The 12,206-nt window shown below is 71.3% G+C and carries 12 protein-coding genes; 6 read left to right on the forward strand and 6 right to left on the reverse strand.

The features are described from left to right. Positions 1 to 13: 13 nt before the first annotated feature. Together ACNPQM_RS16820 and ACNPQM_RS16825 are read right to left on the reverse strand one after the other, a co-directional pair. Positions 14 to 484 (reverse strand): ABA4-like family protein, encoded by a 471-nt coding sequence (locus ACNPQM_RS16820; protein WP_358859893.1) that lies wholly within the window; start codon positions 482 to 484, stop codon positions 14 to 16. Then, positions 481 to 1,392: a hypothetical protein gene (locus tag ACNPQM_RS16825; RefSeq protein ID WP_418084611.1), complete on the reverse strand. Its 912-nt coding sequence runs from the start codon at positions 1,390 to 1,392 to the stop codon at positions 481 to 483. The genes ACNPQM_RS16820 and ACNPQM_RS16825 overlap by 4 nt, the downstream gene beginning before the upstream one ends. Positions 1,393 to 1,597: 205 nt before the next feature. Between ACNPQM_RS16825 and ACNPQM_RS16830 the strand changes: the two genes are divergently transcribed. Then, positions 1,598 to 2,212, forward strand: a complete 615-nt coding sequence (locus ACNPQM_RS16830) for a MerR family transcriptional regulator (RefSeq protein ID WP_418084612.1) — start codon at positions 1,598 to 1,600, stop codon at positions 2,210 to 2,212. Between the two features lie 175 nt (positions 2,213 to 2,387). On the opposite strand, the gene ACNPQM_RS16835 is transcribed toward ACNPQM_RS16830, so the two are convergent. Together ACNPQM_RS16835 and ACNPQM_RS16840 are read right to left on the reverse strand one after the other, a co-directional pair. After that, on the reverse strand, positions 2,388 to 3,230 hold the full coding sequence (locus ACNPQM_RS16835; RefSeq protein ID WP_358859890.1) for a siderophore-interacting protein: 843 nt from the start codon (positions 3,228 to 3,230) through the stop codon (positions 2,388 to 2,390). A 137-nt stretch (positions 3,231 to 3,367) separates the two neighbouring features. After that, the gene (locus ACNPQM_RS16840) at positions 3,368 to 4,276 is read right to left on the reverse strand and encodes a 5'-3' exonuclease (protein WP_418084653.1); all 909 of its coding nucleotides are present in this window, start codon (positions 4,274 to 4,276) and stop codon (positions 3,368 to 3,370) included. Positions 4,277 to 4,563: 287 nt separating this feature from the next. Here ACNPQM_RS16840 and ACNPQM_RS16845 point away from each other — a divergent pair, with 287 nt between their 5' ends. The 4 genes from ACNPQM_RS16845 (at position 4,564) to ACNPQM_RS16860 (ending at position 9,064) form a co-directional block, all read left to right on the forward strand. Further along, entirely contained in the window at positions 4,564 to 5,655 is a 1,092-nt protein-coding gene (locus ACNPQM_RS16845) for a quaternary amine ABC transporter ATP-binding protein (RefSeq protein ID WP_418084613.1), read from the forward strand. Beyond that, a complete protein-coding gene (locus tag ACNPQM_RS16850; protein ID WP_418084614.1) occupies positions 5,648 to 7,450 on the forward strand; it encodes an ABC transporter permease/substrate binding protein in 1,803 nt (600 codons plus the stop codon). The genes ACNPQM_RS16845 and ACNPQM_RS16850 overlap by 8 nt, the downstream gene beginning before the upstream one ends. A gap of 341 nt (positions 7,451 to 7,791) precedes the next feature. Further along, on the forward strand, positions 7,792 to 8,337 hold the full coding sequence (locus ACNPQM_RS16855) for a helix-turn-helix domain-containing protein (RefSeq protein WP_418084615.1): 546 nt from the start codon (positions 7,792 to 7,794) through the stop codon (positions 8,335 to 8,337). Between the two features lie 13 nt (positions 8,338 to 8,350). Continuing rightward, positions 8,351 to 9,064, forward strand: a complete 714-nt coding sequence (locus ACNPQM_RS16860; protein ID WP_418084654.1) for a helical backbone metal receptor — start codon at positions 8,351 to 8,353, stop codon at positions 9,062 to 9,064. Here ACNPQM_RS16860 and ACNPQM_RS16865 read toward each other — a convergent pair. Beyond that, positions 9,003 to 10,157 (reverse strand): TDT family transporter, encoded by a 1,155-nt coding sequence (locus tag ACNPQM_RS16865; RefSeq protein ID WP_418084616.1) that lies wholly within the window; start codon positions 10,155 to 10,157, stop codon positions 9,003 to 9,005. The two genes, ACNPQM_RS16860 and ACNPQM_RS16865, sit on opposite strands and share 62 nt — an antisense overlap. Before the next feature lie 70 nt (positions 10,158 to 10,227). Here ACNPQM_RS16865 and ACNPQM_RS16870 point away from each other — a divergent pair, with 70 nt between their 5' ends. Then, positions 10,228 to 11,157 carry a LysR family transcriptional regulator gene (locus ACNPQM_RS16870; protein WP_418084617.1) on the forward strand — a complete coding sequence of 310 codons (930 nt, stop codon included), beginning with the start codon at positions 10,228 to 10,230 and terminating at the stop codon, positions 11,155 to 11,157. Between the two features lie 287 nt (positions 11,158 to 11,444). Here ACNPQM_RS16870 and ACNPQM_RS16875 read toward each other — a convergent pair whose 3' ends face one another. Then, positions 11,445 to 12,140 carry a gamma-glutamyl-gamma-aminobutyrate hydrolase family protein gene (locus ACNPQM_RS16875; RefSeq protein WP_358859883.1) on the reverse strand — a complete coding sequence of 232 codons (696 nt, stop codon included), beginning with the start codon at positions 12,138 to 12,140 and terminating at the stop codon, positions 11,445 to 11,447. Positions 12,141 to 12,206: the final 66 nt, after the last annotated feature.

Below are 12,206 nucleotides of genomic sequence, written 5' to 3' on the forward strand. Positions count from 1 at the left end.
TGCGGCCGCGGGGTCAGGAGAGCGCCGCGTCGTGGAATCGGTCCGGGAAGGTCTTCCCGGGCCGGCTCTTCGGCTTCCGGGCCGCGCGCAGCACCAGAAAGACCAGCAGGCCGAACGGTGACAGCAGAATCGTCAGCACCAGCAGAGGGCTCATCACCAGCGTGGGGACACCCAGCCGGCGGCCTTCCAGGAACATCCACTGGCCGAGCAGCAGATCCCACGCGATGACCTGCGCCCAGATCGCCCCTGCCCCGTTCGCCAGCACGGTCAGGTCACGGAACGTGTCGATGTCGGGGCTGCGCACGGCAGTCCACAGTTCGGGGAAGACCGGCACAGCCATCATCAGATACACGGCCAGCACCGGCAGGACGGTCAGGGGGGACGCCGCGAGGCGCGCGGTGGGCCGCCAGTGCGGCGCCAGGATCATGAGCAGCCAGAAGGGCGCTGCCAGCCAGAACGAGACCTCGAAGAGTGCGCCGGTCATGCCATGAGCTCCTGCTCGCCGGAATCTGCGGTACGGGATACGGGAATCGTCCGCAGCGCCGCATACGTTCCGGCGGCGGTGGCGGCCAGGGCGAGCCCCGCGGCGGTGAGCGTCGCGCCGTCCGGATGAATCAGTGACTGCCCGCGCAGCGCCTGCCACGTGACGAGGGCGACGACCGCCGCGTACGCCCCCGATGCGACGGCCATCAGGCGCAGCCGGACCCGCGGTTCGCCCAGCCGGGGAAAGCGTGGCGCCAGCGCCACCAGGGCGAGCAGGAGCAACGGGAGCAACTGGAGCGCATGCATGCCGACGAAGTGGGGGATGCGCAGATCGCCGCCGGTCGTCGACCAGCCCGTGAGCGGCATCGAGGGGCCGCCGTCGGGTACGCCGACCGAGTGTGCGCCGATCACATCCGCGGTGTCGAGGTTCCCGGCAGCCCGCTGCTCGGGAGTCGGCTGCGTCATCAGGAAGCCGAATCCCGCGCCCACCAGCGCTATGAACACCCCCGAGCGGATCGCGAGGGCGGCGGCTCGGTCCTGGATGCGGGCGCGCAGCAACAGGATCGCGATGACCAGGGTTCCGGTCCAGAGGACGGCGACGGTGACGCCCATCGCGGTGAACAGCCGCTCGTCGAACGGGGTGGTGTGGTTGAAGTGGCTGCGCTTCCCGCGGATGACCTGCGTGGTGATGAGCACCATCTCGGTGAGGCTGGAGACCATGACCACGGTCCCGGCCCACCAGCCGGTGCGCCGGCCGCGGGTGAGGAGCGTCAGCATCCAGGCGAGCGCCAGGGCGTATGCCACGAACGAGACTGCGAACTTGAAAGGCTTTAACCAGATCGCCGAGCCTGCGAGGACCCGGTCGTCGACCAGGAGTCCCACTGCGGAGACGACGGCCATGACGGCCATCGCGGCGGCGAAGAGGACTAACGGGCGGTGCCAGGAACGCCATGACGGCATGGGTGTACCCCCTGTGAGGACCAACTTTATGGATAGTGAGACTCTCTGCTATCCGATAGCAAAACTATCTATGATGGAGCGCGGAGTTGGCAAGAGCGGACAGGGAGAACGCAGCGTGCGCATCAGTGAGTTGAGCCGCAGGTCCGGAGTTTCAGTGGCGACGATCAAGTTCTACGTACGGGAAGGGCTCCTGCCCCCAGGGGAGTTGACCAGCCCGAACCAGGCGTCGTACGACTCCGGGCACGAGCGCCGGCTGAAGCTGATCCGTGCCCTTCTGGACGTCGGCGGACTCTCGCTCTCCGCGATCGGTGACGTACTCCGGGCGATCGACGACCCTGCGCAGCCGGTGCACGGGGTGCTGGGCGTGGCGGCGACCCGGATCACGGCCCTCGAGGGCAACGAGCCAGGGCCCGAACTGGACGACGCCCGCGAAGAGGTGGCCCAGCTGCTGGCACGGCGCGGCTGGCTGGCGGAGGCGCGAAGTCCGGCCGGTGAGGCCCTGGCCGGGGTGCTGGCCGCGCTGCGGCGGGCCGGGCACGGAGGCTTCTGCGAGCTGCTCGACGACTACGCGAGCGCCGCCGAACCGGTCGCCCGGGCCGATCTCGACTACGTGGGACGGCGGGTGGCGCGCGAGGACCTGGTGGAGAGTGTGGTCGTCGGCACGGTGCTGGGCGAGGCAATGTTCAGCGCGCTGCGCCGGCTCGCGCACGTGGACGCGTCGGCCAGGGCGTACGGCGACGAACCGGGGGCGCGGGTCGGGGGCGGGTGAGGGGGCACGTCCGATACGTGGGCGCCCGGGTCGCATGTCCGCCCGCGCCGCCGCGTCGTATGCGGACGACCCGGTCGCGTGCACGCCCCCACCGCATGCCGACGCCCCGGTCACCGTCCAGGGCGGACGGCGACCGGGGCGTGGAAGTCACCCACAGGTGCCCGGGCCGGGTGGCCTACGCGGCGCTCTCCTGCTCCCGCTCCACCTGCTCGTTCCATTCGCGCTTCACCGAGCGCCACGCGTCGTCGTTCTGGCCGAGGCGCCAGTAGCCGGAGATCGACAGCTGCGGCAGCGGGATCTGCCGGTCGAGCCGCAGATGGCGGCGGATCTCCTTCACGAAGCCCGCCTCGCCGTGCACGAACGCCTGCACCCGGCCCACCGGGAACTGCAGGGACTTCACGGCCGCGGTCAGCGCCTCGCCGACCGGGCGGTCGCCACGGTGCAGCCAGGTCAGCTTTACCCCGTCGGCCGTCACGATCTTCTGCTCCTCGGACGCGTCCGCCACCTCGATGTAGGCGTGCGCCACCGCACCCACGGGCATCTGCTCCAGAGCCGCCGCGATCGCCGGCAGGGCGCTCTCGTCACCGGCCAGCAGGTGCCAGTCCGCCGACGCGTCCGGTCCGTAACCGCCGCCGGGCCCCAGGAAGGTCACCTGGTCACCCGGAGCGGCGCGGAGCGCCCACGGGCCCGCCAGGCCCTCGTCGCCATGGACCACGAAGTCGATCGCCAGCTCCCGGGCGACCGGGTCCCAGGAACGCACCGTGTAGGTACGGGTGGTCGGCCACAGTTCGCGCGGATACTCCTCGCGGATCCGGGCCATGTCGAACGGGTGCGCGTAGTCGGCGCCCTCGGGCGCGAAGCACAGCTTGACGTAGTGGTCGGTGAACCCGGACAGCGCGAAGCCGGCCAGGCCGTCACCGCCCAGCACCACCCGCACCATGTGCGGGGTGATCCGCTCGGTGCGCAGGACCTGGGCCCCCTGCGCCGTGGGTGCCTGCCGCACCGGTCGTTCTGCCACGAGGTTCTCCCTGCTCCACATACTGAGACCGACCGGCAATGGGGAGGGGTGGCGTCACGGCGCTGGGGCACGCACCCCCGCCCCGCTCCTTCCCCCACCCCTCAATGGTCGACCTTAGGCTTGCCTAAGTTAGCACCTCAGGCCCGGAGCGTGGAGAGCAGCCGCTGCAGGGCACCGCCCAGTCCCCACTGGCCGGCCAGCGCTTCGAGGGCGGCGGGGTCCCGCGGCTCGGTGGGCAGCGCCGGATCGAAGGCGGGCAGCGGTACGTCACCCGCGACCCGGACCACGGTGGGCGCGACGGCCACGTAGTCCCGTGCCTCGTCGAGCCGCTTGCGCTGCGAGGGAGTCAGCTTCGCCGCCGGATCGTCCACCGCGGCCATGATCCCGGCCAGATCACCGAAGGTGTCCAGCAGCTTCGCCGCCGTCTTCTCACCGATGCCCGGGACCCCCGGCAGCCCGTCGCTGGGGTCGCCGCGGAGCAGCGCCAGATCGGCATAGCCCGGGCCGTCCACCCCGTACTTCTCGCGCAGCCACGTCTCGTCCGTCAGCTGCAGCGACCCGACCCCCTTCAGTGGGTAGAGGACCCGCACCTCACGGGCGTCGTCGACCAGCTGGTAGAGGTCCCGGTCGCCGGTCACGATGTCCACCGGGCCGGTGGCGAGACCGGTCAGCGTGCCGATCACGTCGTCCGCCTCGTACTCCGCTACACCGACCCGGGCGATCCCGAGCGCGTCGAGCACGTCCTCGATGATCGGAACCTGCGGCGCCAGTGTGTCGGGGGTCTCCTCCTCGTCGGGCAGCCCGTCGGCGGTCTCCACCGCGACCCGGTGCGCCTTGTACGACGGGATCACCTCGACCCGCCAGTGCGGCCGCCAGTCCGCGTCCATGCAGGCCACCAGGTCGTCCGGCCGGTGGTCCTGGACGAGCCGCCCGATGAAGTCGAGCAGACCGCGCACGGCGTTCACCGGCGTGCCGTCCGGTGCGCGCACCGAATCGGGGACCCCGAAGTAGGCGCGGTAATAGAGGGAAGCAGTGTCGAGGAGCATCAGGCGTCGCGTCACACCCCGATGATGCCGCACCGCACTGACACCGGCCCGGAAGTGAACTGGGTCACTGTTTTGTTTGGCCCGGGTAAGTGCGGGCAGGCGCGCCATCGGAGCGGACCACGTCGCCATTTTTACCGCAGCGCGTGCCAAGCGGACCGAATCCGCGCCGCTCCACGGTCTGCCGGAGGGGGCGGGGGACCGTCTTCGGTTCAACGCGTGAGGTGTATGTGTCAAGGCTGCAAGCCGACCACCTGTACAAGGTGTTCGGCAGACGACCCGATCAAGCCGTGCAGAAGCTCGAGAGCGGCACGGACCGCGACGCGCTGCGCGCCGACGGAACGACCGCAGCGGTGATCGACGCCTCGTTCACCGTGGAACCGGGCCAGATCTTCGTCGTGATGGGTCTGTCCGGATCCGGCAAGTCCACGTTGCTGCGGATGCTCAACGGGCTGCTGGACCCCACAGCCGGACGCGTGCTGTTCGACGGCCAGGACCTGACCGCCCTGAGCCCCCGTGAACTCCGCGCCGTACGCTCCTCGAAGATCAGCATGGTCTTCCAGCACTTCGCCCTGTTCCCGCACCGGAGCGTCCTGGAGAACGCCGCGTACGGCCTCGAAGTGCAGGGTGTGCCGCGCGCCGAGCGCGAGAAGCGCGCCGCCGAGGCGCTGGAGCTGACCGGCCTCGCCGGCTGGGAGAAGTCCTGGCCCGACGAGCTGTCCGGCGGTATGCAGCAGCGCGTCGGCCTGGCCCGCGCCCTCGCCACCGACGCCGACCTGCTCCTGATGGACGAGTCGTTCAGCGCACTGGACCCGCTGATCCGCCGCGACATGCAGGACCAGCTGCTCGAACTGCAGAAGCGGCTGAAGAAGACCATCGTCTTCATCACCCACGACCTCAACGAGGCCATGCGCCTCGGCGACCGGATCGCCGTGATGCGGGACGGGCGGATCGTCCAGCTGGGTACCGCCGAGGACATCCTCGTCACCCCCGCCAACGACTACGTCGCCTCCTTCACTCAGGACGTCGACCGTTCCCGGGTGCTGACCGCGGGCGCCGTCATGGCCGAGCCGCACACCGTCATGGGCACCACGTGCGACGACGGCAAGGAACTGCGTACCCCCGACGACGTCCTCAGGGCGGCGCCGGCCACGGTCTCCGAATCCACGCCGATCATCGAGCTGTTCACGCCGTGCTCGCGCAGTGGTGTCGCGGTCGCCGTGACCGACGCCAAGGGCGAGCTCGTCGGGGTCGTACCCCGGTCCCGACTGCTTGCCGTCCTCGGCGAGCCGATGACCCCCATCGAGCTCGCGCAGGACGCCACGACCCTTGCGAAGCAGGACGTCACGACCACTGCGAAGAAGGTGGCCGCCGATGTTTAGGCTCCCGCTCGGTGAATGGGTGAACAGTGCGGTCGACTGGCTGCAGACCCACCTGGCCTGGCTGTTCGACGCGATCAGCGCCGCCGTCGGCGGCATGTTCGACGGCATAGCCGCCGTCCTCTCCGCCCCCGCCCCGCTGCTCTTCGCGGGCATCGTCGCCGTCATCGCCTGGTGGCTGCGCGGTCTGCTCGCGGGTGTTCTCGCCTTCGTGGGCTTCGCGCTCATCGACTCGGTCGAGCTGTGGGACGAAGCGATGGACACCCTCACGCTGGTGCTCGTCGCGACCATCGTCACGCTGGTCCTGGCCGTCCCGCTCGGCATCTGGGCGGCGCGCTCCAAGACGGTGTCCGCGGTGATCCGGCCGGTCCTCGACTTCATGCAGACCATGCCCGCCATGGTCTATCTGATCCCCGGCGTCATCTTCTTCGGCGTCGGTGTCGTGCCCGGCATCATCGCCACCATCGTCTTCGCGCTGCCCCCAGGCGTCCGGATGACCGAGCTCGGTATCCGTCAGGTCGACGGTGAACTCGTCGAGGCGGCCGAGGCCTTCGGCACCACCTCGCGCAACACCCTGCTGCGGGTGCAGCTGCCGCTCGCCCTGCCCACGATGATGGCGGGCATCAACCAGGTCATCATGCTCGGCCTGTCCATGGTGGTCATCGCCGGCATGGTCGGCGGCGGCGGCCTCGGCGGCTCCGTCTACCGCGCCATCGGCAACGTCGACGTCGGCCTCGGCTTCGAGGCGGGCATCTCCATCGTCATCCTGGCGATGTATCTGGACCGGATGACCAGCGCGCTGGGCCGCGAGGTCTCCCCGCTGGGCCGCCGCGCCCTCGCCAAGGCCCAGTCGGTGGCCGGCGGACTGAAGATCTGGAACCACCGTCCGCAGCCCGCCGTCGCGGTCGTCGGCGTCGTCGTCCTCGCACTCGTCGCCGGCGGTATGGGCATCTTCGGCTCGTCGTCGCAGGACACCGGTGCCGCCAACGACGCATCGAACGTCGGCAAGGGCCAGAAGATCAGCATGGGATACATCCCGTGGGACGAGGGCATCGCCTCCACCTTCCTCTGGAAGGAGCTGCTGGAGGAGCGGGGCTTCAAGGTCGACGTGCAGCAGTACGAGGCCGGCGCGCTCTACACCGGCATGGCGAACGGCCAGATCGACTTCGAGACCGACTCCTGGCTCCCGGTCACCCATGCCACGTACTGGAAGAAGTACCAGGACCGCCTGGCGGACATGGGCTCCTGGTTCGGCCCCACCTCCCTGGAGCTGGCCGTCCCCTCATACGTGAAGGGCGTCGACTCGCTCGACGACCTCAAGGGCAGGGCGGCCGACTTCAAGGGCCGCGTCGTCGGCATCGAGCCGAGCGCCGGTGAGACGGGGCTGCTCAAGGACAAGATCCTTCCGGGGTACGGCCTCGACAAGGAGTACAAGGTCGTCGACGGCTCCACGCCCTCGATGCTCGCAGAGCTGAAGCGCGCGTACGCCAAGAAGGAACCGATCGTCGTCCCGCTCTGGTCGCCGCACTGGGCGTACAACCAGTACGACCTCACGAAGCTCAAGGACCCCAAGAACCTCTGGGGGAAGGGCGACGGCATCCACACCCTGACCCGCAAGGGCTTCTCCGACGACAACCCGCTCGTCGGCCGCTGGCTGAAGAACTTCAAGATGACCGAGGACCAGCTCACCAGTCTTGAGGCGAAGATCCAGACGACCGGCAAGGGCAAGGAGCAGGACGCGGTCCGCGCCTGGCTGAAGGAGAACCCGGGCTTCGCCGACAAGATGACGCCCCAGTAGGGTCTGAAGCTCCGTGAAGGGGTGGCACCGCCGGTCGGCGGTGCCACCCCTCCCGGCTGTTCCGGCATTCATTTACCGGCCGTCCTTGCCCGACGTTGTGCGTAAGACCGACGGGCACATGGGGGTGGGAGAAGGAGCGGGGCTGGGTGCGTGCGGCTGCAAGGCGGAGGTGGGAGGCAACGCGAAGGGGGTCCCCCCATGCCTTCAGGGCTATGGGGGAGTTGGTGACCGACGGCAACGCCTCTGATGTGCGCACCCAGCCCCGCGACGCCGCCCCCCATGTGCCGTTCGGTCTAAGGTGCTGGCAGCCGGAAGGATGACGAGTCGGGAGGGAGCCGGACATGGACGACAAGGACACACTCCGCGTGGGCGCCGCGGTTCGCCGACGACGCAGAACCCTGGGGCTGACACTGGCCGCGGTCGCCGGCCGCAGCGGCCTGTCCGTGCCGTTCCTCAGCCAGATCGAGAACGAGCGGGCCCGGCCCAGCGCCCGGTCGCTGGACCGGGTGGCCGCTGCCCTGGAGACCACCACGGCACGGCTGCGCGCCGCCGCGGACTCGGCGCGCGCCGTCGACGTCGTCCGGGCGGGTGAGGGCGACGGGGTACGCAGAGTGGTGCGCGGGCGGCACCAGCTCAGCGCGCTGGAGTTCACCGGCGAGATAGACCTCGGGCGGGAGTTCCAGCACCGCAACGACGAGGTGATGTACGTCGCGGAGGGCGCCGCCGAGGTGGAGGCGGAGGGGCAGGCGTACCGGCTGGAGCGAGGCGACACGCTGTTCCTGTCGGGCGGGGTACGGCACCGCTGGCGGGCCACGATGCCGGGCACCCGGCTGCTGGTCGTCGCGGTCGCCGAGCACATCGACGCCACGAACGACCCGAGGCGCTGAGTCACCGGTGACTGTGGAACGTGTCGTCTCCCTCGTCCCGTCGCTCACCGAGGCCGTCGCCGCCACCGCCCCCGGCCTCCTCGTCGGCGTCACCGACTGGTGCACCCATCCGGCCGGTCTGACCGCCGCACGCATCGGCGGCACCAAGAACCCCGATGTGGCCGCGGTCCTCGCGCTCCGCCCCGATCTCGTCCTCGCCAATGAGGAGGAGAACCGCGCACCCGACCTCGCCGCGCTCCGGGCGGCCGGGATCACGGTCCTCGTCACCGAGATCCGCACCCTCGACCAGGCCTTCACCGAATTGCACCGGGCTCTGGTGACCGGCTGCGGGCTGGGCCGGCCCGACTGGCTCGACGCAGCCGAGGCCGCCTGGGCAGCGCTCCCGCCGCCTGCCTCCGTACCGCGCCGCGCCATCGTGCCGATCTGGCGTCGGCCCTGGATGGTGCTCGGACGCGACACCTTCGCCGGTGATCTGCTCGCCCGGCTGGGCGTGCGGAACGTGTACGAGGACCACGCCGAGCGCTACCCGCGCATCCCGCTCGACGAGCTCAACGCGACCGGCGCCGACCTGGTCGTGCTGCCCGACGAGCCGTACCGCTTCACCGCCACCGACGGACCCGAGGCGTTCCCCGCGCTGCCCGCCGCACTCGTCGACGGGCGGTATCTCACGTGGTACGGGCCATCACTGGCCGCGGCGCCTGAGGCGCTGCGAGCAGCGCTCCGCTGAACAGTCCGCGCAGCGTACGGACCCCGGCCACGGCCCAGGCCGTCACCAGCAGCACGTACAGCGCGACGGCCAGCCAGGTGAACGCCGTCAGACCGGTGTGCCGGGCCAGGCCCGCGGCGCCCGTGACACATGTGCCGACCGGGAAGGTGAAGCCCCACCAGGTCATGCTGAACGTCATGCCGTCCCGTACCGCGCGCACCACCATCGACACGGCCAGCGCCAGCCACAGGAGCGCGAACCCCATCACCGGCACCCCGTACAGCACGGCGAACGCCCCGAGCGCGGAGGCGTACGGCGCCCCGATCGCCCCCGGCGCCACATCGGCGAGCTGACCGACCGCAGTCGTCGACTGGCCCAGTGGACCGAGGACCAGGAACAGCGTGGGGGTCAGGGCGAGCGGCAGCGGACCCTGGTGGACCAGCCGCGCGAAGATCAGCGGCAGCATCACCAGCGTCGCCAGCAGGCTCAGTCCGAACATTGCGTAGCAGGCGAGCAGCATCGCCTCCTGCCACTGACCGGAGGGCAGCTCCGGCACCAGCAGCGGGCCGAGCGCCGCGGAGACCATCGGCGCCACCACCGGCAGCAGCCAGACCGGCGACGCGGTCCCGGGCGCCGGACGGTGGCGTACGACCATCAGATACGGGATCGCGACCGCGACGGCCAGGCCGATCGCCGTGCCCGCGCTGTAGAGCACCACGTCCACGGCGAGGGCGGCCCGATGCCCGATGACGTCCCGGCCGACCACCATGGTGGAGCCGCCGACGGCCAGCAGCGCCATCGAGAGGCAGCCGTAGAACGGGGCGACGGCCGGGTCGAGGAGATGGGCGCGGGCCTGGTCGCGGTGGGCGGACCAGTGCCCGGCGCGGGCGGCGAGAACCGCGGCGAGCAGCACCGCCGCGAGCGCCCACACCACCGTGCAGGCCGCCCGCAGCCCGGGCACGTGCACGGGAAGCGTCACGCCCGCGCTGGCCACGATGGACGTGCCCATGACCGTCGCGTACCAGTTGGGGCCGAGGTACTGCAGAGAAGGAAGCCGCACAGCGGCGGAGGGCGGGGCGCTCGTCTGTGCGCGGGTCTGCGGAAAGATGGCCATGCCACGATCTTTGTTCCGGAGGCCGTCCCCCACCAGGGAGCTTGTCCCTATGAGGTCATAAGCTGACCTTATGTCCAGCGACGCGCCCGCACCCGTTCTCCTGTCCCACCGGGTCCCCGACCTCGGAGCGCTGGAGCTGCTGCTCGCCGTCGCCCGGCACGGCAGCCTGGGACGTGCGGCACGGGACGTCGGCATCACCCAGCCCGCCGCCAGCAGCCGCATCCGGTCGATGGAGCGACAGCTCGGTGTGGCCCTCCTCGACCGGTCGCCGCGCGGCTCCCGGCTCACCGACGCGGGCGCGCTCGTCACCGACTGGGCGCGCCGGATCGTCGAGGCCGCCGAGGCGTTCGACGTGGGCGCGCAGGCGCTGCGCGACCGGCGCGACTCGCGGCTGCGGGTCGCCGCCTCCATGACCATCGCCGAATATCTGCTGCCGGGCTGGCTGATCGCCCTGCGCGCCGAACGGCCGGACACCGCGGTCTCGCTGCTCGCGGGCAACTCGGCGGCGGTCGCGGAGCGGCTGCTCGCCGGCGCGGCCGACCTCGGATTCGTGGAGGGGCTGTCTGTACCGGAGGGCCTCGACGGCACGGTCATCGCGCACGACCGCCTCGTCGTCGTGGTCGCCCCGTCCCATGCGTGGGCCCGCCGCCGCACACCGCTGACCCCGCAGGAACTGGCGGCGACCCCACTGATCCTGCGCGAGCGCGGCTCCGGCACCCGACAGGTCCTGGACGCGGCACTGGCCGCGCACGGCGGGCCGGCGCAGACGCTGCTGGAACTCTCCTCGACGACAGCGGTGAAGGGCGCGGCGGAGAGCGGTGCGGGACCGTGCGTCCTGAGCGAACTGGCGCTGGGGGAGGAGCTGTCCTCGCGGCGACTGGTGAAGATCCCGGTGGCAGGGGTACGGCTCCGACGCCAGCTGAGGGCGGTCTGGCCTTCGGGGCACCGTCCCACGGGCCCGGCTCGCGACCTGCTCGCGCTGACGGCGCGCGAGGCGTAGTGCAGCAGCGGGAGGGGACCGGGGCGTCCGGTTGCCGCCCCGCCCCCGAACACCGGACGGGCTTCCCGCGCGTCCGGCGCGGGACCGGCTGATGTACGGACGGCCTGATGCTCGGTTGGCCCGGCCCCGGCCCCGGGTCAGGATGCACAGATGAACGTGCTGATGCCGGACCCGCCCGGCCTGCCGACCGTGCGGGCGTTCCGGGCGGCGCAGGGGGCTGCGGTGCTGGGGTGGCTGCGTGGCCGGTTCGGGCGGCGCACGCCGTAGCCCGCCGACCGGCGCGGTGGTCAGTCCAGCTTCGACGCCGCCACCAGTGCCCGCATCACCCGCAGGTCGTCCCCCATCTCCGGATGCCACTGCACCCCCAGCGCCCACCGGGCCCCCGGCAGCTCGACTGCCTCGACCGTGCCGTCCGCAGCATGGGCGGACGCGACCAGGTCCGGGGCGAGCACGTCCACGGCCTGGTGGTGGTAGGTCGGTACGAGGGACTCCTCGGGCACGATCGACGCGTAGCGCGTCCCCGGGACCGGCGTCACGAGGTGCTCGCCGAAGGCCCCGGCCGCGCCCAGCGGGTTGGTGTGCCCGTCCAGGTGCTGGACGAGGGTGCCGCCGAACGCCACATTCATCAGCTGCATGCCGCGGCAGATGCCGAGCAACGGCGTGCCGGACTCCAGCGCTGCACCGATCAGGGCCAGCTCCCACGCGTCGCGTTCCCGGGCCGGCGGACCGGTCCTGGCATCGCGCTCCGCGCCGTAGCGCACGGGTTCGACATCGGCACCGCCCGCGACGACGAGACCGTCCAGCCGGGCCACGGCGGCCGCCGCCCGCGCCGGGTCGTCCGGCGACAGCAGGGCGGCGAGGCCGCCGGAGCGCTGGACCAGCCGCGGATAGGCGGACGGGAGCAGGGCGGCGGGGAGCTCCCAGACACCCCAGCGGGCGACGGGCTCCAAGTAGGTGGTGACGCCGATGAGCGGTACGGACATGGCGGGGCCCTCCGGTCGGCCGCCTGCGGGCGGACCCGGTTCAATGGTGCTGATGAATACCTTTGC

The sequence above is a fragment of the Streptomyces sp. NPDC056231 genome (assembly GCF_048270745.1).
GTDB lineage: Bacteria > Actinomycetota > Actinomycetes > Streptomycetales > Streptomycetaceae > Streptomyces.

Bases quoted from the DNA above. Each gene is read 5' to 3' on its own strand.
- ACNPQM_RS16820 (WP_358859893.1), bottom strand. From the start codon at position 484: ATGACCGGCGCACTCTTCGAGGTCTCGTTCTGGCTGGCAGCGCCCTTC.
- ACNPQM_RS16825 (WP_418084611.1), bottom strand. From the start codon at position 1,392: ATGGCCGTCATGGCCGTCGTCTCCGCAGTGGGACTCCTGGTCGACGAC.
- ACNPQM_RS16840 (WP_418084653.1), bottom strand. From the start codon at position 4,276: ATGCTCCTCGACACTGCTTCCCTCTATTACCGCGCCTACTTCGGGGTC.
- ACNPQM_RS16850 (WP_418084614.1), top strand. From the start codon at position 5,648: ATGTTTAGGCTCCCGCTCGGTGAATGGGTGAACAGTGCGGTCGACTGG.
- ACNPQM_RS16855 (WP_418084615.1), top strand. From the start codon at position 7,792: ATGGACGACAAGGACACACTCCGCGTGGGCGCCGCGGTTCGCCGACGA.
- ACNPQM_RS16865 (WP_418084616.1), bottom strand. From the start codon at position 10,157: ATGGCCATCTTTCCGCAGACCCGCGCACAGACGAGCGCCCCGCCCTCC.
- ACNPQM_RS16870 (WP_418084617.1), top strand. From the start codon at position 10,228: ATGTCCAGCGACGCGCCCGCACCCGTTCTCCTGTCCCACCGGGTCCCC.
- ACNPQM_RS16875 (WP_358859883.1), bottom strand. From the start codon at position 12,140: ATGTCCGTACCGCTCATCGGCGTCACCACCTACTTGGAGCCCGTCGCC.